We start from the raw sequence: 22,095 nt of genomic DNA, 5'->3' as shown, positions 1-22,095 counted from the left end.
CCCGGCAATGCAATCGAATTTCCGCGTGCACCCTCAACCGCGGTGGGCCGACAGCAACCAGGCCGGGAGCATCGAACGGCCCTTGTCGTCGCGTTGCCACGCGGCAGCCTCTTCGTCGCCGAGAAATGCGTGGATGAAGGCCGGCCGCACGTCGTCGACGGTCCAGAACTCGGCAACCACGTCGCGCAACTCGTCGTCCGTCACGGGATTCGGTCCCTGGCCCTCTTCGGGGAAGGCGTCCTTCGAGAAGGCAAGGACGAAGAAGGACGCACTCGGTGCAGCGGCACGGGTGACGGCGCTCAGGTAGGCGCGGCGCCGGTCCACGGGCAGCGAATGGAACAGGGTGCTGTCGACGATCGTCGCGAACCGGCCGTCGAATCCCGTGAACGACGTGATATCGGCGACCTGGAAGGTCGCGGTCGTCAGACCCCGCTCCGACGCCGCGGCTCGAGCTGCCTCGATGGCTGTGGGCGACAGATCGAGACCCACCACCGTGTACCCCTGTGCCGCCAGGTGGAGGGAGGTCTCGGCATGTCCGCAGCCTGCGTCCAGCACATCGCTGCGGAATCCGCCCTCGTCGATCGATCGGGCGATCTCGGGTTGGGGTTCGCCGATGTTCCACGGTACGGGGCCCGAAAACCCTTCGGCGACTCCCCGGTAGATGTCGTCCCACGGTGCAACCTGGCCGTCCTCGGTCATGGATCCGACGGTACGCCCGCCGCCGGATCCGCCGCACCGATTCCGAATTCGACACCGGTAACCGGTTCACTCGACCGGGTTCGTGAGGAAGGATCGACAAGCGCCACCGCTCGAGAGGGGAACTCACTCGTGACCGAAACTGCTGCCTCTGCACCCGCCGGCCCCGGCCGGGAACGTCAGGGGGTCGTGTACCGCAACGGAGCGTTGGGCCGGCGTCCGGCCGTTCCGACCTCCTTCGGCGACCTCGAACGCGCCGCGCGGCGTGCGAGTTCGAAGCGGGCCTGGGCGTATGTCGCGGGCGGTGCCGGCGAGGGACGCACGATGCGCAACAATCGGCGTGCGTTCGACCGCTGGGCGATCGTCCCGCGTATGGCCCACGGCGTCACCGAACGCGACCTGCGTACGACTGTGGCGGGCACCTCGCTCTCCTCGCCGCTGTTGCTGGCCCCGGTCGGGGCGGGAGCGTTGATGGCCGCCGACAGCGACCTGGCGATAGCGCGGGCGGCCGCCGCGACCGGCGTGCCGTTCATCTTCTCCAATCAGGGCTGCAATTCCATGGAGGACTGTGCTGGCGCGATGGGCTCTGTGTCCCGCTGGTTCCAGCTGTACTGGAGTTCCGACGAGGATCTCGTCGACAGCCTGCTGCGACGGGCCGAAGCAGCCGGCGCCGAGGCCGTCGTCGTCACCCTCGACACGACGATGCTGGGATGGCGTCCGCAGGACCTGAATCTCGGGTCGTTGCCGTTCGCGCGCGGCGAGGGCATCGCCCAGTACACCTCGGATCCTCGCTTCCTCGACATCGTCCGGCAGCGGATCGACGCCGCCCGCGAGATGGTGACGGAGCGACCCGATGTCACGTTCGGCGCGATCCGCACACTGGTGTCGATGACCCGTAACCATCCGGGCCGATTCCTCGACAACCTCCGTTCCCCCGTGCCGCGCGCCGCTGCGGAGACCTTCCTCGACATCTACTCCAATCCGGGACTGAGCTGGGGGCATCTGGCGACGTTGCGTGAGCGGACGCGCCTTCCCATCGTGCTCAAGGGAATTCTGCATCCCGACGATGCGCGTCGCGCCGCGGATCTCGGCGTCGACGCGATGGTGGTGTCGAACCACGGTGGACGCCAGGTCGACGGGTCGATCGCCTCGCTCGATGCTCTGCTCGACATCCGTGCCGCGATCGGCCGGGAGCCGACCGTGCTGCTGGACAGCGGGATTCGCAGCGGTGCCGATGTCTTCGTCGCGCTCGCGCTCGGCGCGGACGCCGTGCTGCTCGGCCGGCCCTACATGTACGGCTTGGCGATCGCGGGTCGGCGCGGTGTCGAGGAGGTGATCCGCAACGTGATCGCCGAGTTCGATCTCACCATGGCGTTGACCGGCGCCCGATCGGTCGCCGATATCGACGAGCGGTTCGTCCGGCCGAATCCCTCCTTCTGAGACAGGATCAGCCCTTGCGCGCACGCACCTTGCGGTACGGGGTCTCGTCGATGCGCGTGGTGATCTCGGCGACCATCTTGTCGTACGACTCGTTCTTGCGGGCGATGCCGATGAGCCGCTCGGTGGTGCGCGCGGCGCGGAGGTTCATCGGGCGTCCTTCGACGCCGTACATCAGGCGCGCCACTCCGGCAGGCGCGACAACATGCCGTCCTGCACCACGACGAAGGTGAACACCTTCACCGGATTGCCCCACAGGCTCGGCTTCCGGAGCGCGTGCGTCGCCTCGGCGACAGCGACAACCAGTAGCGCTGCTCGTCGACGTACGCCACGAGGTCGGTACGGGTCGCGGGCGGTCCGGAACTGCGCGACGAGTTCTGCGGCGATGCGCTGTTCCCGCCATGCCCGCGACGCGAGAGGACGGATCGGCGTACACCCTCCACGAGACGGAGCCGGGGCCGCAGTAGCCGTCGTCTTCACGCGGCGCGTTCCGGGCAGGGTGGGGGTGATTGCGGTTACGGGTAGGGCTCCTTCAGCACCGGGGGAAGTGCATATCGGGAGAATGTCATTTCCGTGTGCGAAGTTTCGCGCGCCGCCCAGGCCCTTCACCCCACACTCACCCCGGAAGATCACCTCATGTCTTCAGGTACGCCAACGCCGACCGGGCGGCGTGGTACCCACACATGCCGTGCGCCCCGGCACCCGGCGGAGTCGCCGCCGAGCACAGGTACACGCCGGAAACGCCGGTCGCGTACGGGTCCAGAGCCGGGCGGGGCCGGAGCACGAGCTGCACCGCACTGTTGGCTCCGGTGACGATGTCCCCGCCCACGTAGTTCGCGTTGTGGACCGACATCTCGGTCGTCGTCCGCACGTGCACCGCACGGATCGTGTCGCGAAAGCCCGGGGCGAACCGTTCGATCTGAGCGGTGATCAGCTCGGTCGCGTCGCCGGTGTACCCGTGCGGGACGTGCGCGTAGGCGTAGAGCGGGTTCAGGTTCCCTGCGGAGCGCGACGGGTCGGCGAGGAACTGCTGGCCGACCAGGACGTAGGGGCGATCGGGCATGGTCCCCCGGTTCACCTGACGCTCGACCGCCGCCGTCTCGGCGTACGAACCGCAGACGTGGACGGTGCCGGGGTCGCCTCGGTGAGGCCGTATCCCTCGACCATGACGAACCCGAAGCGGTCGTGGCACCGCTGCAACAGTTCCTTCGGGACCGGAGCCGCGCCGCACACCACGAACCGCAGCGACGAGGTGTCGGGCCGGACGGTGTCGGGCAGCGCGGCAAGCATCGCATAGATCGCGGGTACAGCGGAAAAGTATGTGGGGCGGAGCTTTTCCACGTGGTCGAAGAATCGGCTCGCGGAGAACGATCCGATCACACTGAGCTGTCCGTGCGAGCGCCAGACCGCCAGTGCGCTCACCATGATCGCGTTGACGTGGAACAGCGGCAGGACCAGCATGCAATGGTCGTCGGCTGTGAGACCGAAATGGTGCGCCATCGTCGACGACATGGCCTCGGCATTGTCGTGATCGAGTATCACGCCCTTCGGCCGGCCGGTGGATCCGCTGGTATAGATGACCAGGCTCGGTTCGTCACCGCGCAGGGCCACGGGTTCGGGGCCGTCGCCCTCGACGGCGAGATCGTCCACGGTGATGCTCGACCGGCCGCCGTCGGGCGCGTCGGTTCCGTTGTTGACGACGAGGACAGCACCGGAGTCCGAGATCTGATAAGCCGCTTCCGATTCCGTGAACGCCGGATTGACGGGCGTCGCGGCAGCACCGAGACGCCACGCCGCGAGCATGGCGACCAGCAGTTCGACCCGGTTCGGCAGCATGATCGCGACGACGTCGCCCGCACCGACGCCGTGTCGCGCGAACTGCGCTGCGACAGCGCGGGTTCGGTCGTCGAGCTGGGCGTAGGTGAGTTCGAGCGTGTCGTCCCGGACCGCCGTGCGAGTGCGATCCTCGGCGGGGACATTCCAGGGGAGAAAGGGAAAGTGGGAGAAGGGCATCTACAGCTCCTCGGTCCGACGAGCACGTATCGGTTGTGATGCACGACACTATGCGGCCGGCGTGATCCAAGACACGTCCCCGCGAGACCAACTTCGACGCTGCCGTTGTCGAATCTGCACAAAAATCGGGTCAACGACGGGACGTGCGCTTTTCCATGGGCATCAGCACGGGTCGTCCGAGCACGTGACAGACGTGCAGAGCCAACTCGAGATCCAACCGGTTGTCGGAGATGGGCCGTCCCCGTTCCTCCTCCGCCTTCTACAGCCGGTACTTCACGGTGTTCCGATGAAGGACGAGTTCCTCGGAGGTCTGCACATAGCTTCCGCCGGTCCGCAGGAACATCCGCGTCGTGTCCCGCAGACGCTCCGCGGCCGGGTTGTCGATCGCGAGTCGGCCCAGCGTATCGGCGACGAAACGCCTGGTCGTCGCGAGGTCGCGTGCCAGCACCGCCGTCGCGGACATGCCGTCCTCTCCGTAGTACACCGCTCGGCTGTGCGGAACGGTCGCGGTGCTCGCGACCGTTCCGCACCGCTTCGGCCTGCTCGTGGCTGCGCCGGAACCCCGCGACCCCGACCCCCGGCTTCCCGAATGTCACGCGCAACCCGGGGACGGCCTGCACAACGGTCCGGAGGCGTGGCACGTCGACGACCGTGCCACCCGCCGCCGTCGTCCACAACCAGGCCGTGCGGCGATCCACCGGGACGAGCAAAGGCGACCCTCCCCCACCGGCCGCGACCGTGAGGGTCTCCGCTGCCGCCGCGAGGGTCGGGGTCTGGTCCGCGCCCTGGGCCGGGCCTTCGATCCACGCGATCGCACCGAGGTGGGTTCCGTCGAGCCGGTAACCCGTCTTCGTCGCGAACTCCTCCGTATCGAACGCACCGCCGCTCAACACCTGTTCCACCAGCGCCGACGTCACGTTCTCGGACTGCCGGACCAGCACCCGCTGCTCTTCTTCGTGAGCGTCGAGCACGACGCGCGTCATCCAGTCCACATACTTGTGCATCCACCCGGCGAAATGGTGGAGCAGCTCGAGTTTCAGGTCGGGCGCACAATCGAGCTGCTGGATCTCCGCGAACATCTGGTTGAACAGGTCGTCGGAGCCGATGTGGTAGGCCCGGCGCAGCGCAGCCGCAGGAACGCCGTGCCGCGCGAGCCTGACCGCATACTCCGTGGCGGCGGTGATCGGCTGGATACGATCGAGCGGGATGTCGTTGCTGATCATGTGCAGGATGGTGGCGACGTTGCCCTCCACGCTCGCGCGCAGCATGTCGGTCAATTCGGACTCGCCGAGATCTTCGACGGCCGACTCGATCGCCGCGTCCATGCTCGCGACGATCTCGTCGGACCGCCGCTGCATCCGCTCGCCGACCACCACCACGAGTTCCTGCACATCGGCGGCACGCGTGTCCTTCGACGGAGTACCGCGTCCGGCGTCATCGCTCATTGCACTCGTCTACCAGAAAACTCTCGTGCACAGTGTGCGATCACCACACCACCGACGAGGTCCTACACGAACGTCAGCCCGCGGCGTCGTCCTGACATGCCGCACAGCCTCCGGCAACGAAAGCCGACAACAGCATCATGTAGCGCAGGAACAACACTTCTTCGGCACAGTGGTATCGCCCCACGGCAGTACGGTCACGGTCGGATCGACGACCGAGGGAAGGTCGGACGGCGCGGCGATCGCATACGTGTAGTAACCCGACGCGTCGAGTGCGCGATGATCTGGTCGAAGCCTGCCTGTGCGAGCTGTGCGGCGGGTCCGGTACAGGAAGTTCGGGTCGAACGGCTGCTCGCACGGTTGCCTGAGCATCGTCGCCCCGCCGAGGCGCCTGGTCACCTCGGGGCAACGGCACGCCGTCGCTGAGCGATGCGGCGTCGTCGGGCACGGACACGCGGATGATCAGAAGCCCACCGGGGTGCTCTGCCCCTCCGGAACACCGCGGATCTCGTTGCGCGCGTGGTCCGCCGGACCGGGTACTACAGTGGCATGCCACTTCTGCTGTGACGGACGGCGATTCCGCGCCGCTGATTCCGCGAACGGATTCCCGCTACCCGAATCCGGCACGATCATGTCGTCACGCAGCAAATCGACGGTGTCGAAGTTCGTGCCGTAGGTGTCGAGCGAGAAGTACCGCGCGGCCGGATAGGTGCCGGACACCTCGATCGAGTCGCCCGGGCCCAGCGCAGAAGGCCGGTTCGGCACCGTCGGCCGGGGGCACGGCGAGCGTGACGCTCCCGCACAGAAACGCAAGCGCAGCGACGATACGAGCACAGAGGACTCGGGACGAATTGCGGGACACGGGGACTCCGTTCGTCACATACACGATGAACGCGGGTCACCGCCTGTGAAGCGAATTCGGTGGACGAAATCGTCGATATCACCCTCGCCGCATCAGGTGAGAAGCGCGGCGTCGAGTACTCGGCGCGCCACCGCGGGATCGTCGACGTGGATCGAGACCCGGCTCACGAGCGCCGGACGGCGGCGGTGTTCGAAGAATGCCGGCAACAGGACGTCGACAGGTTCCGCGAGCATGAGGTCGAGATTGGTGCCGTCGGGTCCGGGCAGGAACAGCACCTCGCCATCCACGCGCGTCTCCGTCGGCCGGAAGCGGTGGCGAGGAGTGCATCGCTGCAGGTTGTCGGCGCCGATATGTGCCACGACCTGATGTCCGGCGCGCAGGACCAGGCCGTCCCGCGTCAGAAGATGCGGATTGACGACATGATCCGCGAGCCACCCGACCAGGGGAAGAAGTGAGCACACCGAGACGATCGACAACGTCCAGCGCAGCCACTCCCAGGGCACGAGTATGTGGACCACCGCGATCTCGATGACCGACGCCACGAGCCACGCGATCGGCACGCTCATCGTGCCGCGGGTGTAGCCGATCGTCGTCACCCCGGGGCCGGCATCGACTCGACGCCCTCGTATCAGCAACCACAGTGCGCGGTAGCTTCTCAGCTCCGCGCGCATCAGGGTTGCGGGCACGCGGCCGACGAGTTCGTCGAGCACCCTCGCCCATGGGGCTTCGGATCGGCGCAGAACTCGGATGCGCACTGCTCCGACGATCAGCACCAGGACCCCGAGAGGTAGCTCGAATCCGAGCCAGACCTTCAGCGCGGTCGCCGGGGCGAAGACGTCCAGCGCAGCAAGGACGGCGTTCGTGCAGGCCACTACTACGGTGAGGACAAGGGCGGCCCGGTGGACGAGCCGGACGGTGCGCTCGGTCATGACCGCGCTCCGTGCTGTTGCGGTCCCGATTGTTCGGCGACGCGCCGGACGAACCCGATCGCGACGGCCTGCTGGGCCGGGTCGGGCAGGAACTCGGCGAGAACGTCGATGTTCGATTCGAGGGCCGTCGCCGCCTCGGCCGCCCAGGAACCGAGCACCTCCACCATGATCGGGATGTCGTCGAGAAGTGCGGTCATGCCGTCGATCACGGCGGTGATCTCGTCGGCCGCGGCAGCGGAATCCTGTCCGGCGAGTCCGCCGAAACGTCGGTAGACGGCAACCATCGCGTGTCGTTGTCCGGGGTCGTCGAGCAGGGTTCGCAGTGCCTCGAGGTATTCCGGTGGGGCCTGTCCGGTGAGTGCGAGCATCTCCCAGCTGTCGCGCTCGCGCACGAACAGAGTCCGGGTACGCGGGTCGTCCTCGCCGTCGATGAGTTCGTCGAACGCATCGACGATCGGTGACGGCAGGGGCGAGAGCCGGTCGCCTGCGCGATGGCGCTCCAGGATCGCGGCGAGAGCATCACGCTTGACCTGCAGGGTCCGGATCTGGGCATCCGCCGCCTCGAGCAGCGATTCGAGGTCTGCGGTGAGATCGGACCCGGAATCGCGGTCGTCGCCGTCGATGAAGCGGCCGCCGAGGACTGTCGCCACCGAACCCAAGGGAACACCCGACTGGGCGAGCCAGCGGATGCGCAACAGGCGCACCAGGTCGGCGAACCCGTAGTCCCGATATCCGTTGGGTGCCCGTGGGGGTTCGGGCATGAGCCCGAGCCGGTGGTAGTGCCGGACGGCCCGAACGGTGGTTCCTGCGGCCTGGGCCAAGTCGCTGATCCTCATGGCTCCAGCATCGACCCTGACGCTACGTCAGGGTCAAGTCGTGGATGCGGCGCACCTCGGGCGGGAACAACCCGAGAAGGACGGCGGTTGAGTGCAGTAAGGTAGTTGACAAATCAACTACATGACCGAGAGGGGTTACCGTGCCCGCCGTAACCGTCGACAACGTTCTCGCTCTTCCCCGCGTCGAAGAGCCCACACCCGGCGCGCTCTCGCGTCCCGTCCTGTCCGTGACCACCGCCCCGCGCGGCTTCGAAGGCGAAGGCTTCCCCGTCCGCCGTGCGTTCGCGGGCATCGAGACGAAGCACCTCGATCCGTTCATCCACATGGATCAGATGGGCGAGGTGAACTACGCGCCCGGCGAACCGAAAGGCACACCCTGGCATCCGCACCGCGGATTCGAGACCGTCACCTACATGATCGACGGCGTCATGCAGCATCGCGACTCCCACGGAGGCGGCGGCACGATCGGTGGCGGCGACACCCAGTGGATGACCGCAGGCAGCGGCATCCTGCACATCGAAGCGCCACCGGAACACCTGGTGGTCAGTGGTGGGCTGTTCCACGGCGTGCAACTGTGGGTGAACCTGCCCGAGGCCGAGAAGTTCGTCGCTCCGCGGTATCAGGACATCGGTGGCGGCGAGGTCGCCTTGTTGTCCTCGGCCGACGGTGGCGCGCTCATCCGGGTGATCGCCGGAGAACTCGACGGGCACCGCGGCCCCGGTTCGACGCACACACCGATCACCCTGTTGCACATGACCGTGGCGCCGGGAGCGAGCGTCACGCTGCCGTGGAACCCGGAGTTCAACGCGCTGGCATACGTACTCGCCGGCGATGGCGCGGTCGGACCGGAAGACCGTCCGATCCGAACCGGGCAGACGGCCGTCTTCGGCAGAGGTGAGAGCCTGACCATCTCTGCTGCCGCCATGCAGGATTCGCGTACCGACGCGCTCGAGGTGTTCGTGCTCGGCGGCAAGCCGATTCGTGAACGCGTCGTCATGGCAGGTCCGTTCGTCATGAACACCCGGGCCGAGATCATCGAGGCGATGGACGACTTCCACGCGGGGCGTTTCGGGTCGATTCCTGCCGTGCGCGGCTCGGACGAGAAGGCCTAGACGTACCGGTCGCCCAGGGCCTCGCCCGCCGGAATGAAGATCCGGCGGGCAGGCAACCGGTACCGGCAACACCTCCGCTGGATCGACACCCGCCAGGGTTTCCCGTTCGCCGGGAACTTCGATCTCGCGATCCATGCGCACGCTCCGTTGACGGTGCACCTCGTCCAGATGTGGATTCCGCCGGACACCGCCGGTATCGAACCGAGTTACGAGGAACTGCCCGTCGCGGAGGAACTCGCGAGGGTAGGACCGGGCTTCACGGAGACGTTGCCCTCCGCGGCACTCGACGGACGAGACCGATCAGCAAATCGTGGCGAGCACACCTCCGCCACCTTCCCACGTGCCCATGAGGCCGGGACCGGCAAGCTCCACGACCGTCGGCAGGTGATGCACAACGATCGTGATACCCGGTGTGCCGATATGCGTCCGACTGTCGCTCTCATCGGTTGCATCGATTGTTGTGACTGCAGGGACCTCGATGCCCTCGGCACCACTTCCCCGAACGCGAACAGTTCCGGCGACCTTCCTCGGTTTGCCCCCGTCGACGTGGACATAGTGTTCGGCTTCGCTTCCGCCACTGAAGATCGTGACGAGTAATTGCCGGACGTAGACGGGATCGGTGGTCGCGTCGTAGACGAATCGGTGTCCCAGCACCGAATGTTCCGTCTCCCCGACCGATCGACCGTCGGGTAGTGGCGCCGAACGATAGGTCCAGGGCACCTGATAGACGACGCCTTGGGTGTCGCGCACGAGGTGGGTTTCGATACCGACCTCACCGGCCGGATCATCGAAACGAAACGCGCCGAGCCGGTCGACGTCGGAGTCGCCACCCCGGTAGAAGGACGTTCGTGGGAGCCAATCCCGCAGCAATCGGCTCTTGGTGGGAGACAGTTCGGCGTCGTACAGGAGAGCCATGCCGTCGACAATAGTGCCGGCGCAGAGCGAATGGCCCCCCGCACCTACGCCAGTGCCAGCGCCACGAGCGCGACCAGCGACGGCACACTCTGGCACAGCGACCCCACCACTCCGGATCCACGTGGGCGACTCATCGCCATCCGGTCCGAGACGAACAACGCGACCCCGGCCGAGAACATGAACGCACATGTATAGACGACGAGCGTGCGACCCGGGGTCTCGTGCCCGGTCCACCACACGATCACCCCTGCGATGGCTCCGGATCCGAGGAACAAATTGTAGAAGCCGACGTTGAACGCCCACATCCGTACCGGCGGAACATCCGCAGTAGGGATGCGGAACAGGTCCCGGTGAATGCTCGGGCGGCGGAACAGGATCGTCTCCCACGCGAATGCCAGCACGTGTATCGCGGCGGCGACCAGCGCCGCGAGCTGCGCGATGAGGATCATGTCGCGGCCTCCTCGGCGAACCGGATGTCATAGCGAGCGGCGATCTGCGCGAGTGTGCTCGTCAGCACTTCCTCCGGAAGATGCGCCTCGCCCAGCGCGTGGAGATCGGTGAAGAAGCCTCTCATCCCGGTACCGGGACAGACGAGGAGGAACGCCGCGTCGTCGGTGAGCACCGAGAAAGTGTTCGATGTCCCCGCCTCGATGGTGAGCGTATCGCCGGCAGCGAGTTCACAACCGTGGCCGTCGAGCAGGGCGAGAATCCGGCCGCGCAGCAGGTGGTAGGTCTTGGGCCAGGGCTCGGAGTGCAGCGGCGGTGGAGTGCCGCAGGGCGCCTCGACCAGCATGACCTCGTAAGCACCGCCGGTATGTTCACCGGACGACAGAACGGTGACGACGGCGTCCGGCACCGAAAGACGCCTACCCGTACCGGCCTGAGTGAGATGAGTGGACACACTGGCGACGCTATGGCGCCGTCAGTGGCCGAACCATCCCCGAAACCGGGGATGCTCCGGCGGTTGGGGCCGGCGCATACTGGGCTCATGCTCGAAGTGCGGGCAGAGCGGGTCCGCCGTGAGATCCTGGAGTTCGCGGGCACCGGCGCGGGTGCCACCGAACTGCACGAACGTGCCATCGAACTGGTCGATCGCATCGTGCGCAGCGACCTGACGTGCTGGGCGCTGTTCGATCCCCTGACCCTGGCGTTCGGTTCGATGACCAGTGGACGCAACCGCATTCCTTCCGAATACGAGCCACTACTCGCCGAATCGGAATGCGGTGGACACGATCCCGCGACGTTCGCAGACATCGTCCGCAGTGGACGAACGGTGGTGCGGGCCTCGGATCTACCGTCGACCGAAGTCGCCCACAGCCTCCGGCACGCTGCGGTATGGCGCCCGCTCGGACTCGACTGCGAGGTGCGTGTCGTCTTCACGGCTGACGGATTAGGTTGGGGATCAGCCGGTTTCGTCCGATCGGGTCCGGACTTCACGGATCGCGAACTGGAGTTCCTGACGATGATCGCGCCGGCGGTGGCGGTCGCGACACGGGCGGCCGCCGTCCACTCCCTGCAGGCACGCCCCGGAGCCGATCCCGGTCCGGCGGTGATCGTGACGGACCCTGTGGGCGAACCGGTCGCGTCGACCGTCGCGGCGCGGGCCTGGGAGGAACGACTCGCCGGTCCTGTGCGACCGGCATTGCTGTTGCGGGCGGCAACGTTCGGAGCACGGGCGAGTTCGACCGGGGTGTTCCGGGCGCGTGTCCGCAACGAGGGCGGAGGCTGGATCGTCGTCCGTGCGGCGCCGTTGAGCGCCGACGGCGACGAGTCCCGCACCGCGGTCACCATCGAACCCGCTGCGGCCAGTGACCTCACAGAGGTGCTGTTCGCCGCGTACGCGCTGACCGATCGCGAGTGTGAGGTGTGCACCGACGTGCTGAACGGGCTGTCCACCGCCGAGATCGCTCGGCACCGGGGCATCACGACGAACACGGTGCACGATCACTTCAAGTCCGTCTATGCGAAGACAGGATCGAGTAGCCGCGCGGAACTCGCCGCTCGGTTGGCCGGCCGGCAGATGCCACGGTCGTCGCTGTCGTCCCGGGCCGGCGCAGCGCCACGGAAATCGGTTCGGGGGGCGCGTCGGAACCCGTGAACGCCGGGGTTCGGGGTTGGATGTCCGTGTCCTCGACGTTGCCGGCACGATGCCCGGCCTCCCCGTGCGTCTGGACATCGTCGTAGAGATTCGTCGACCCGAACGACGCACCGTCCTGATGCACACGAGTGCATACAGCATGTATCAGCCGAAACATGCCGGCCCCGATCCGATCGAAGTCGCCCCATTGTTTTTTGCACCTTGTTGCACATAGGCTGCCGTCGAAGGGACCGTCCGGAGACAAGAAGGAGCCACACCATGACGCTGCCACCGATCCTGTCCGGCCCGCTGAGCGTGCCCCTGATCGCTTCCCCGATGTTCATCGCGTCGGGGCCGGAACTGGTGTCCGCCCAATGCCAGGCCGGTGTCATCGGGTCGTTCCCGGCGCTCAATGCCCGCCCCCAGTCGATGCTCGTCGACTGGTTGCACCAGATCACCGAGAGCAACGCCGACTATGCCGCACGCCACCCCGAGCAGTACGTCGCGCCGTTCGCCGTCAACCAGATCGTGCACCGCTCCAACGAGCGGCTCGAGCAGGACCTCGAAGTCATCGTCGAGCACCGGGTGCCGATCGTGATCACCTCCTTGGGGGCGCGAGAAGAGGTCAACGAGGCCGTCCATTCCTATGGAGGCATCGTTCTCCACGATGTGATCTCCAACGAATTCGCTCGTAAGGCGATCGACAAGGGTGCGGACGGAATCGTCGCCGTCGCCGCGGGAGCAGGAGGACATGCCGGCGTGCAATCACCGTTCGCCTTGCTCCAGGAGATCCGCCGGTGGTTCGACGGCCCACTGCTGCTGTCGGGATCCATCGCGCACGGCCGCTCCATCCTCGCCGCCCAGGCCGCTGGCGCCGACCTCGCGTACGCCGGCACCGCCTTTCTCGCCACCGAGGAAGCCCGCAATGCCGCCGATTACAAGAATATGATCGTCGACAGCACCGCCAAGGACATCGTCTACAGCAACCTGTTCACCGGGGTGCACGGCAACTACCTGCGGGGCAGTATCGTCGCCGCCGGCCTCGACCCCGACGACCTCCCCGAATCCGATCCGTCCGCCATGAACTTCGGCTCCGGCGGCGGCACCGACGCCAAGGCCTGGCGCGACATCTGGGGAGCCGGCCAGGGCCTCGGCGCGATCGAGTCCGTCGTCACCGTCCGCGAACTCGTCCAACGGCTCCGGGACGAGTACGAGCAGGCGTGGGGGTCCCTCGAACGACGCCGAGTCGTCATGATCGACGCCGGATAACGTGACCTAGGCTGACCCGATGTCACTCAGGTTCGCCATCCTCACCGCACTGGTCGAGCGCGACAGCACCGGACTGGAACTCGCTCGACGCTTCGACCGGTCGATCGGTTACTTCTGGCCGGCGACCCACCAGCAGATCTACCGCGAACTGGACCGGATGCGCACCGCCGACCTGATCCGCGAGGTCCCTGCGGACGGCAAACCCGGCCGAGGACAGCCCCGGCGTTTCACCATCACACCCGACGGCCGACGGCTGCTGCGCGGCTGGATCGCCGAGATCGAGGATCCGGACGTAGTTCGGTCCGGCATCTCCGTCCGTCTGCGCGCCGCCGCGGCCCTCGCCGATCCCGGCTCCGCGCGTCCGGCATTGGAACATCACCGCGCGTATCGGACGGCGATGCTCGAGCAGTATCGAGCCATCGAGCAACGCGACTTCGCCGAACTTCGGGGCGACGCGCGGCGTACCCTGCAACACCGCGTGCTGCGCCTCGGCATCGTCCTGGAGGAGACCTGGCTGGCCTGGCTGGACGAGACGCTCGATACGATCCACCGACTCGACACGGCACCGGATACTTCGGACGACCGGAGCGGAACACTGCCGTAGGCCGATCTACGGTAGGCGGTGAGCTCAGAAGTGCTGTCACCAGGGGGCCACAGGTGTCCCACGCGCGTGTCCTGCCCCGGAGTCGCCCACCGTTCGTGGCAAGGTCGACAGAATGCATCCGTACGACCAGGGGTTCGAGCCTCCGCAAGCGTGTTCGGAGTGGTGCCGGGCGCGCTCGTTCGACCTGCAGGTACTCGACGAGGGCGTCACCGTCGACCTGAAGTGGTGGAACGGCCATCTCGAGCGTGCCGGGCACGAGATCCGCCTCCGCGGCCGGAATCTCGACGGACGGATCATCGATGACGGTGACGCGATCGTCCAGCGCAACGACCTCCGTTCGGGCAGCGAACTGATCGATGCAGACCACGCCGGACTGGGTGTGCTGTTCCTGTGCGCGGCCTGGCGTAGTGCACACCCGAGACGACGCGGCGCCAGACGCTTTCCCGATGTCCGCGACGCACACGCCCCGAAGGACCGGGACAGGTTCGCCAAGATCAAGGGAGTCCTCGACTACTGCGCGAAGACCAAGTCGCTGCCCGAGACTGCTCGGCAGACCTGGTCCGGATGGCCGGATACCCCCGGGGTCGGCGTGCCGCTACTGGCGACCTATCTGTGGGCGGTCGAGGTCCGGACCGAGGCAGGGCCGGCGCAACTTCTCGATCAGCACGCGGTGTCGACGCTCATCCACGAAGGGTGGCTCGAGGATCCCTCGGTCGCCGACTTCACCTTGCGGCGCTACCACCGGTACGTCGAACTACTCGACATGTGGGCGTCGTTGATCACCACGCGTCCGGAGATGGTGGAGATGTGGCTCGTCGACCGCTGGCACGCCCGGATCTGTGAAGCCCGGGACGGGTCGCACGCGACGCCGCGCTTGTTCTGACACCGCTCGGTTGTGGACGCGAGGCCGCGCGAATCACGCCGTCGAGGTCGTCTTCCGAGTCTGATCGGCGGCAACGCCACGGCGCCGAGGAGCACACCACCTCGCGTTCGTGCCCTCGACATGCTGGTCGCGCTGCCGGGAAGGCGTCATGATGGAGGAGTGACGCCCGTGTCGCCAGGAGACTTCACGTTCCTCGCCCGGATCCGTACTGAGGATCCGGAATCGCTGTGCGCCAGTTCTGTTCACGCGATCACCCGGACGCCCTTCCGCCGCGACGGAAGGGCGCAGCGGTGACCGTACGGTACGAGGAGCAGCACCATGACATCGATCGAACCTTCCCGAGGCGGGGGTGGCGGCACGATGGCGCGGCCGAACTCGTCCGGGCTGGCAGACGTCATCGACACCATTCTCGACAAGGGTCTCGTGATCGACGCGTTCGTGCGGGTGTCCCTCGTCGGCATCGAGATCGTGACCATCGATGCCCGCATCGTGGTCGCCAGCGTGGACACCTACCTGCGGTTCGCGCAGGCCGTCGACAGGCTGGAGATCTCACAGACCCAGCCGAAGGGTGTGCCCGAGATCGTCGGTGATATCGGCGGCAAGGCCGTGGAGAGCGCCGCCGAGCACAAGACCCACAGCGCCCTGGACTCCGCTGCCGAGAAGGTGCGGGGATTTCTCGACGATGTGTCGGAGAAGCGGCAGGAAGCTCCGCGAAGCAAACGGAAGCGGCGGTAGCGGATCGACCGTCGTTTTCCGGTGGCGAACGTACGGCGAAGAGCACGGATGGGCGATACCGTCGGAACCGCAGCACGTCGACCGAGGGGTGGCAGTGGCGGATTTCGAACGGGACCGGGCGCTGATGATCCGTCTGTGGCGCATGTGGGGCTCACGCGCCGCCGACCTGTCCGACCAGCAGTGGACGACCGACACCCGACTACCCGGTTGGACGGTTCGCGACCTCTACGTGCACATCACTCCGTCCGTGATGATCGACATGCTCGCCACCCCCACAGCGGACGGTGCCGCGAAGGTCACCAGCGCGGCCGAAATGCTCCGGGTCTTCAATGCCGATCCGACCGTGGCCGAATTGCGGCACGGGCAGATGGCCGAGATGGTCCGGCAACTGGCGGTCGATGCCGATCGCGCGACCATGGCGACGCGCTTCGTATCCGAGTTTCCCGCCGCCTTCGAGCGGCTCACGGGATTGAATCGTGCCACCGTCATCCCGCATCCCTTTCTGGACTCGGTCGCGCTCGGCGCCTTCATCGACGTAGCGATCCTGGAGACCACGATCCACTGGCTCGACGTGGCCGATGCGGTCGGAGGACCACCGCCGGAGTCGATGGCACTCGAACGGACGCGCGACATCCTCGCCGCGGTACCCGATCCGCTCACGTTCGTCGAGGCAGCGTCGGGACGGTCTGATCCGGCGATCCTGCCGGTCATGCGCTGAGGGACCACACGTCGTCGCTCTATGCTCGGACGATGTTCCTTCTCTTCGGCTTCGGCACCAAGCGGCAGAACCTCGGTCAGGGGCAGAACCGGACGTGTCCGCGCTGCCACAACACCACGCAGTGGGCCCGCATGCGGGAGTTCAAGCAGTTCACGTTGTTCTTCGTACCGATTGCGCGCTGGAGCCGGCGGCAGCTGGAGCAGTGCGGGATCTGCGGTACCGCGGTGGAGATCTGAGGGCGATCGGTCGGGATCGGCGAAGGTGGACGGCCGCTCGGCCATGCCCGCGGAGCCGGCCTCGATCCGATCGGGCGATCCCGTCAGCTCGACCCGCAGTATGCGCCGCCGGAACAGAAGCTCTGCCCGCCCGGTGGAGCACCACGGCGCGTACCGCGCGGTCGGTCCCCAGCTGCTCGGTGGCATCGACGATCGCGAACCTCCTCGAATTCCGGTGGGACCGCCACGCGCGGACAGCTCGGCCCGCAATCGCGAAGTCGGCTGCACAAGAGGGATTTCGATACCGACGACAGCATGTGGCTCGTCGCGAGGAGCTCTCTCCCCAGCGACCCGGAGACGCGTGCCGACGTCGGCACCGAACGCCTCGGCGAGGCACACCGTGACCGAACCGTTATAGTCGGCGTCATGACTACAGTTCTCGGTGTCTCGGTCGGTGCCAGCGCGGTGCGCTTTGCGCGACGTGACACCGGGAGTGTCGACAGTCCGATCTTCCGCTCCCGCGCGATGCCCGCCCTACTCGACCGGCCGGCCGAGCTGGCCGCGGAGTCCATCGAAACGATGCTCGCCGAGACCGACGAGATCGAACAGGTGCGGGCCATCGGCGTCGCCTACCAGAACGAGACGCAGGCCGATTTCGTCCAGGGCGCGATGAGCAGACTGGACTTCGACAACTTCCGACTCGTGCCGGAGGTGACAGCCGCGCTCGAAATGCTCGAAACCACCGGCGATCTCGGCGATCACAACACGCTCGTCTTCTACGACCTCGGCAGCTCGGGCCTCACCGTCACGGTCGTCGACCGAGGCACCCGTATCGCATTGAGTACGGCGCGCTCGAACCGGATCAGCGGCGACCTCGTCGACCGCCTGATCTACGATCACCACGTCGAGCTGCAGCGTTTCGCCGAGCCGGCCGACATGGCGGCCCACCGGGCGCTCACCGCCCGGTGCCGCGACGCGAAGGAGCAGTTGTCGTCGAAGGACGCGGTGTGCATGCCCGGTGAGGGTGGTCTGTTGCTGCTCTCGCAGGACAGTTTCGATTCTCTCATCGACGGACCAGTGAAGGCCTCGGCCGGCCTCGCCCTCGACGTCATCCGGCGCTCGGGACGCACTCCCGACGCTGCGGTGCTCATCGGGGGCGGAGCGAACATTCCGCTGGTCACTGCCGTGATGGAGTCGTGGCTCGACATGCCGGTCATCGTGCCCCCGCAACCCGAACTCGTCGCAGCGGAAGGCGCGGCGCTCCTCGCCCGCCCGGACACCGCGAAGCCCAGCGAGACGGCGGAGTTCGCCGCGCCGACGGAGGTGACCGAGACCGCCCAGTTCGCCCCGCAGCTGATCGCGTCGCACGCGCCGACCGAGGGTTTCGCCGCAGCCCACCTCCGGCAGGAGCCCGAGGCGACCGCGCAACCGCGGAAACGGCGACGCCTCCTGCTCGCCGGTGGGGCCGTCGTCGTCGCGGCAGCGATCGGTCTGGGCGTCGAACTGCTGCAGGGATCCGGCCGCGATCCCCAACCGACCGCGACGCAACAGGAGATGCAGGTGCCACCGGCGCAGCCTGCACCGGAGCCACGTCCCACGACAACCACGGACGCCGGCACCTCGTCGGAGGCCACTCCCACGGTGGACGAGCAGTCGGCGGTTGCGGATCGGAACGAGCCCCGCACCACCTACCAGCCGCAAACGCAGACCTCCACACAGGCGCCCATCTCCACCGGGACGCAGCAGGACGCGGCGGTCGACACCTCGGTGCCGTCTCCCGAACCCGAACCTGCTCCACTCGTCCCAGGGCTCCCCCGCTTCGAGCTACCGACACTCCCGCCGCAGCTGCCGCTCCCGGAACTGCCCCGGATTCCCGGGCTCTGAGTCGTCAGCCGCAGACCACCGGGGTCCGCTCGGGATTCGCCGATCCCGGATGTGACAACAGTCGCTGCCACCACCGGGCCACACGAGGACCCGGGAACGTCCGTGCTCCACGGGACCGGGTCGTCTCCCGCTTCGTCGCGGGTTCGGGGTGAGCGGAAACCGTCGGCGCCGCATCGCGCACCACGCACTGTTTCTGCGGTGCCGAGTACCTGCCTTCGCCGTGGTCCCACTCGACCACCACCGAGCGTGCCCCGCTCCGGATGATCAGCGACCGCACCGGTCCCTCCACGAAGACCTCGCGGTCGACGTGATGTGCGTCGAGATACCCGGCACCGGGTGTAGAGGCCACGCCCAACAGGATCTCGGGTTCGGTGGACGGACGGCTCGCTTCGACCAGCAAGCGTTCTTCGTCGACTTCGCGAACAGTGACGTCACTCCGCCCCGAAACATCTCCTACCAGCAACGCGACGTATTCGGTCTCGCCCTCCTCATCGTGGATCGCCAGCAATCGGGCCTTTCGGGAGCCACAGCGCAGCGACTCGTCGAGCTCCGGAACCATCGAGCGCGCATCCTCTGCCGCGCTCAGATCGATCCGTCTCGACGTCCAGCTGAAGAACGGCTCCGACGATGTCGTTGTCATCACCAGCTCCTTCGGCCGCCGCCCGTTCGGTTCACTTCGACGACTCCATCGTCGTCACCGAACATGCAGGAGTCGCGCGTAGTGGAGTACTCGAAACAGGGCCGCATGCCGGAGCCGAAATCTCCATCCCGGAGATATCCGCACTCTGCACATCTACGATCGAGTGCATGGATCAGCGCTGGCCACTGATTCAGCGGCGGGGGGAACTGGACATCATTGTCGCGGCCCTGACGGACCCCGACCGAGGCGGTGTGGTCCTCACCGGAGATCCCGGCGTCGGCAAGACCACCCTGGCCCGCATGGCCACCGACTCGCTGGCCGCCCCGGTGCGCTGGATCGCGGGAACAGAATCCGCTCGCAGCATCCCGCTGGGTGCCTTCGCGCACCTCGTCGAAGCTCCCCCGACTCGCGACCCCGTCGCGTTCCTCGCCGCCGCCCGACAGGCATTGCTGCACGAGCACGGCTCCGGTCACGCACGCCTGGTCCTCGGTGTCGACGACGCCCACCTGCTCGATCCGCTGTCGGCCACCTTCCTCCATCAGCTTGCACTCGATCGGGCCGTCCACACCGTGGCCACGGTGCGCCACGGCGAATCCGTGCCCGACGCCGTCACATCACTGTGGAAGGACGGTCATCTCATCAGAGTGGAGCTGTCACCGTTCACCCGGCAGCAGTGCATCGACCTCGTCGAAACCGTGCTCGGCGGCCCGTTGGAGGAGCTGAGCGCCGACCTGATCTGGAAAGCGTCCGGCGGCAACGCCCTGTTCGTCCACCACCTCGTGATCGGAACCCGTGAAGCAGGCACGCTCCGCCGCGCCGGGAACGTGTGGCAGCTCCGTGGCGGCACGGCTGTCACCTCGGAGCTGGCCTCGCTCCTCGAACATCGCATCGATCACCTCACGTCGGAGGTGCTGCAGGCGCTGCAACTGCTGGCGTTCTGCGAACCGCTCGACCTCGAGATCCTCTGCGGTCTCGCCGGTGACGAGGCGGTCGAGGAAGCAGAACGACGCGGATTGATCGACGTCGTCGACGACGGCCGCAATTACCGCGTGCGCTACACCCATCCGCTCTTCGGCGAGGTGGTACGTCGCCGCGTGGGCCGGGTCGCAGGTCGCAGGATCCGCGGTCAGCTCGTCGAGGCCCTGGGCTCGCGTGTCCAACGGGGGCCGGCCGACCGGATCCGTCTGGCCGAGCTCTCCCTGGACAGCAACCGATCCGTCGGCACCGAACTGCTCGAGACCGCGGCCCACGACGCGATCGCCCTGGGCGACGCTCCACTGGCCGAACGGCTCGCCCGCGCGGCATTCGATGCCACGGGGACGTTCTCGGCGGCCGATCTGCTCGCCCGCGCCCTGGTGTGGATGGGTGGGATCAGCGAGGCCGAGTCCGTGCTCGCGTCGTTCGACCCCCGCACCCTCGACGAGAGCGAACTCGTGCGGTGGGGCACGACACGCATCTCCAATCTGTTCTGGGGAATGGGCAACGCCGCGGAGGCCCAGCAGGTGCTCGCCACCCTCCGCGAACTGGTCACCCGCCCGCACCTCCGTCCGGTGATCGACGCGATCGACTGCGGGTGTGCGGTGTACGAGGGCCGCCCACACGACGCGCTCACCCTGGCGCATCGCACCCTCGCCACCGAACCTGCACTCCCCTGGGCGATCGAGTGGGCCTTCTTCGGCGGCGGTCTGGCGCTCGCGGTGATGGGACGCGGTCACGAGGTCCCCGCGATGGCGGCGCGCTGTGCAGCGATCGCCCATCAGGTCGACGGTCTGCTGCGCTATCCCGCCGGTCTGGGTGAGGTCCTCGCGTTGCTCCTCACCGGGAATCTCGACGAGGCCGAGCGGCGGGCCGAGACCTACCGGCACAGCGCGATGCGCGGTCCCGCCGACGCCCGCGGAACCGTCACGTCGACAGGGCAGTATCTCGCCTGGGGCCTGGCGAACATCCTGCGCGGCGTCGTCGACACGACGCGAGGGAGGTTCGTCCACGCCGTGCACCGTCTCGAGCAGGCCGTCGCCGCGCTCCAGGTGGACGACCGCGCCGCCGCCGTCTCCTGGAACGTGCCGGCGTACATCGCCCTCACACAGGGCTATGCCGTACTCGGTCGTGTCAACGACGCGGACGACGCGCTGGCACAGGCCACATCGCGGAGCGGACGGCACGTCGCCGTCTTCGAACCGCAACTCCGGATCGCGGAGGCATGGCTCGCCGCGGCGCGCGGCGAGACCACGAACGCGGTCGGCCTCGCCCGAACCGCGGCGGAGACCGCGGCCCGGAACGATCAGTTCGGCATCGAGGCCGTCGCCCTGCACGCCGCCACTCGGTTCGGGGACCACACGACAGCAGAACGGCTCTCGGTTCTGGCCGAACAGTGCGACGGGCGCTTCGTCGCGGTCATCGCCGCCCATGCGTCCGCGGCCGCGGACGGCGACGGCCGGGGACTGTCCGCAGCGGCGATCGACTTCGAGGCACTCGGCGCGCTCGCCGACGCGGCCGACGCCCATGCTCGGGCCGCCCTCGCCTACCGCGATCGGGGAGACACCCGGCGGTCGATCGAGTCCGCGGCCACAGCCGCGGCGCTGGCCGTGCGATGCGACCACGCCACGTCGCCGGCACTGGACGAAGCGGCCCGCCCGCTCCCCCTGACCAGCCGGGAACGGGAGATCGCCGCCATGGTCACCGCCGGACTGTCGAACCGGCAGATCGCCGACCGTCTCGTGGTGTCCGTTCGCACCGTCGAGGGCCACATCTACCGGGCGTGCACCAAACTCGACGTGTCCGACCGCACCGAACTCGCCGAGTTGATGCGGGACACCGGCCGGCGCTAG

21 protein-coding genes and 4 pseudogenes are annotated in these 22,095 nt (G+C 67.5%); 11 read left to right on the top strand and 14 right to left on the bottom strand.

Annotated elements, in window-relative coordinates; genetic code table 11:
- Positions 1–33: 33 nt before the first annotated feature.
- Positions 34–699, bottom strand: coding sequence for a class I SAM-dependent methyltransferase (locus tag EQ874_RS11305; RefSeq protein WP_064065407.1), 666 nt, complete (start codon positions 697–699; stop codon positions 34–36).
- Between the two features lie 129 nt (positions 700–828).
- Between EQ874_RS11305 and EQ874_RS11300 the strand changes: the two genes are divergently transcribed.
- The gene (locus tag EQ874_RS11300) at positions 829–2,136 is read left to right on the top strand and encodes an alpha-hydroxy-acid oxidizing protein (RefSeq protein WP_129976796.1); all 1,308 of its coding nucleotides are present in this window, start codon (positions 829–831) and stop codon (positions 2,134–2,136) included.
- A gap of 7 nt (positions 2,137–2,143) precedes the next feature.
- Here EQ874_RS11300 and EQ874_RS22880 read toward each other — a convergent pair whose 3' ends face one another.
- The 9 genes and pseudogenes from EQ874_RS22880 to EQ874_RS11265 all read right to left on the bottom strand — a co-directional run bounded on the left by EQ874_RS22880 (position 2,144) and on the right by EQ874_RS11265 (position 8,215).
- The gene (locus EQ874_RS22880) at positions 2,144–2,284 is read right to left on the bottom strand and encodes a hypothetical protein (protein ID WP_157100864.1); all 141 of its coding nucleotides are present in this window, start codon (positions 2,282–2,284) and stop codon (positions 2,144–2,146) included.
- Positions 2,285–2,307: 23 nt separating this feature from the next.
- Entirely contained in the window at positions 2,308–2,613 is a 306-nt protein-coding gene (locus EQ874_RS11295) for a hypothetical protein (protein ID WP_129976795.1), read from the bottom strand.
- A 154-nt stretch (positions 2,614–2,767) separates the two neighbouring features.
- Positions 2,768–3,265 (bottom strand): annotated as a pseudogene (locus EQ874_RS11290) (FAD-dependent oxidoreductase); the annotation flags it as partial.
- A pseudogene (locus tag EQ874_RS11285) lies at positions 3,262–4,146 on the bottom strand (long-chain fatty acid--CoA ligase); the annotation flags it as partial. The pseudogenes EQ874_RS11290 and EQ874_RS11285, both read right to left, overlap by 4 nt.
- Positions 4,147–4,405: 259 nt before the next feature.
- Complete coding sequence (locus tag EQ874_RS23155) at positions 4,406–4,609, bottom strand: helix-turn-helix domain-containing protein (protein ID WP_242496715.1); 204 nt, start codon at positions 4,607–4,609, stop codon at positions 4,406–4,408.
- Positions 4,610–4,733: 124 nt separating this feature from the next.
- Positions 4,734–5,129 (bottom strand): annotated as a pseudogene (locus tag EQ874_RS23150) (polyketide synthase regulator); the annotation flags it as partial.
- Positions 5,130–5,724: 595 nt separating this feature from the next.
- A pseudogene (locus EQ874_RS23145) lies at positions 5,725–6,335 on the bottom strand (hypothetical protein); the annotation flags it as partial.
- A 207-nt stretch (positions 6,336–6,542) separates the two neighbouring features.
- Positions 6,543–7,379: a hypothetical protein gene (locus EQ874_RS11270; RefSeq protein WP_129976793.1), complete on the bottom strand. Its 837-nt coding sequence runs from the start codon at positions 7,377–7,379 to the stop codon at positions 6,543–6,545.
- Positions 7,376–8,215 carry a MerR family transcriptional regulator gene (locus EQ874_RS11265; RefSeq protein ID WP_064065398.1) on the bottom strand — a complete coding sequence of 280 codons (840 nt, stop codon included), beginning with the start codon at positions 8,213–8,215 and terminating at the stop codon, positions 7,376–7,378. Before EQ874_RS11265 ends, EQ874_RS11270 begins: the two co-directional genes overlap by 4 nt.
- A gap of 140 nt (positions 8,216–8,355) precedes the next feature.
- On the opposite strand from EQ874_RS11265, the gene EQ874_RS11260 reads away from it, so the two are divergent.
- On the top strand, positions 8,356–9,327 hold the full coding sequence (locus EQ874_RS11260) for a pirin family protein (protein ID WP_016935341.1): 972 nt from the start codon (positions 8,356–8,358) through the stop codon (positions 9,325–9,327).
- Positions 9,328–9,627: 300 nt separating this feature from the next.
- On the opposite strand, the gene EQ874_RS11255 is transcribed toward EQ874_RS11260, so the two are convergent.
- From EQ874_RS11255 to EQ874_RS11245, 3 genes are read right to left on the bottom strand one after another with little or no spacing between them, the layout of a single operon-like run.
- A complete protein-coding gene (locus EQ874_RS11255) occupies positions 9,628–10,242 on the bottom strand; it encodes a hypothetical protein (protein WP_129976792.1) in 615 nt (204 codons plus the stop codon).
- A 44-nt stretch (positions 10,243–10,286) separates the two neighbouring features.
- Positions 10,287–10,691: a DUF1304 domain-containing protein gene (locus EQ874_RS11250; RefSeq protein WP_064065395.1), complete on the bottom strand. Its 405-nt coding sequence runs from the start codon at positions 10,689–10,691 to the stop codon at positions 10,287–10,289.
- Positions 10,688–11,143 carry a cupin domain-containing protein gene (locus EQ874_RS11245; RefSeq protein ID WP_129976791.1) on the bottom strand — a complete coding sequence of 152 codons (456 nt, stop codon included), beginning with the start codon at positions 11,141–11,143 and terminating at the stop codon, positions 10,688–10,690. The genes EQ874_RS11250 and EQ874_RS11245 overlap by 4 nt, the downstream gene beginning before the upstream one ends.
- 87 nt (positions 11,144–11,230) lie before the next feature.
- Here EQ874_RS11245 and EQ874_RS11240 point away from each other — a divergent pair, with 87 nt between their 5' ends.
- The 8 genes from EQ874_RS11240 (at position 11,231) to EQ874_RS11205 (ending at position 18,627) form a co-directional block, all read left to right on the top strand.
- Positions 11,231–12,340, top strand: coding sequence for a helix-turn-helix transcriptional regulator (locus EQ874_RS11240; RefSeq protein WP_129976790.1), 1,110 nt, complete (start codon positions 11,231–11,233; stop codon positions 12,338–12,340).
- A 258-nt stretch (positions 12,341–12,598) separates the two neighbouring features.
- A complete protein-coding gene (locus tag EQ874_RS11235) occupies positions 12,599–13,588 on the top strand; it encodes a nitronate monooxygenase family protein (protein WP_064065392.1) in 990 nt (329 codons plus the stop codon).
- Positions 13,589–13,607: 19 nt separating this feature from the next.
- Positions 13,608–14,192 (top strand): PadR family transcriptional regulator, encoded by a 585-nt coding sequence (locus tag EQ874_RS11230; protein ID WP_129976789.1) that lies wholly within the window; start codon positions 13,608–13,610, stop codon positions 14,190–14,192.
- Between the two features lie 112 nt (positions 14,193–14,304).
- Entirely contained in the window at positions 14,305–15,075 is a 771-nt protein-coding gene (locus tag EQ874_RS11225) for a hypothetical protein (protein WP_129976788.1), read from the top strand.
- 360 nt (positions 15,076–15,435) lie between these two features.
- Positions 15,436–15,810: a gas vesicle protein GvpJ gene (gvpJ, locus tag EQ874_RS11220; protein WP_129976929.1), complete on the top strand. Its 375-nt coding sequence runs from the start codon at positions 15,436–15,438 to the stop codon at positions 15,808–15,810.
- Between the two features lie 94 nt (positions 15,811–15,904).
- Positions 15,905–16,528, top strand: coding sequence for a maleylpyruvate isomerase N-terminal domain-containing protein (locus EQ874_RS11215; protein ID WP_172506043.1), 624 nt, complete (start codon positions 15,905–15,907; stop codon positions 16,526–16,528).
- Between the two features lie 32 nt (positions 16,529–16,560).
- Complete coding sequence (locus tag EQ874_RS11210; protein WP_064064072.1) at positions 16,561–16,764, top strand: zinc-ribbon domain-containing protein; 204 nt, start codon at positions 16,561–16,563, stop codon at positions 16,762–16,764.
- 405 nt (positions 16,765–17,169) lie between these two features.
- Entirely contained in the window at positions 17,170–18,627 is a 1,458-nt protein-coding gene (locus EQ874_RS11205) for an Hsp70 family protein (RefSeq protein WP_129976787.1), read from the top strand.
- Positions 18,628–18,631: 4 nt separating this feature from the next.
- Here EQ874_RS11205 and EQ874_RS11200 read toward each other — a convergent pair whose 3' ends face one another.
- On the bottom strand, positions 18,632–19,267 hold the full coding sequence (locus EQ874_RS11200; protein WP_129976786.1) for a hypothetical protein: 636 nt from the start codon (positions 19,265–19,267) through the stop codon (positions 18,632–18,634).
- A gap of 167 nt (positions 19,268–19,434) precedes the next feature.
- On the opposite strand from EQ874_RS11200, the gene EQ874_RS11195 reads away from it, so the two are divergent.
- Positions 19,435–22,095, top strand: a complete 2,661-nt coding sequence (locus EQ874_RS11195) for a LuxR family transcriptional regulator (protein ID WP_129976785.1) — start codon at positions 19,435–19,437, stop codon at positions 22,093–22,095.

Source organism: Rhodococcus sp. Q1 (assembly GCF_004153645.1).
In the GTDB taxonomy this organism is placed as follows: domain Bacteria; phylum Actinomycetota; class Actinomycetes; order Mycobacteriales; family Mycobacteriaceae; genus Rhodococcus; species Rhodococcus gordoniae.
The sequence above is the reverse complement of the archived record's forward strand: the minus strand, read 5'-3'. Positions and strand labels throughout refer to the sequence as shown.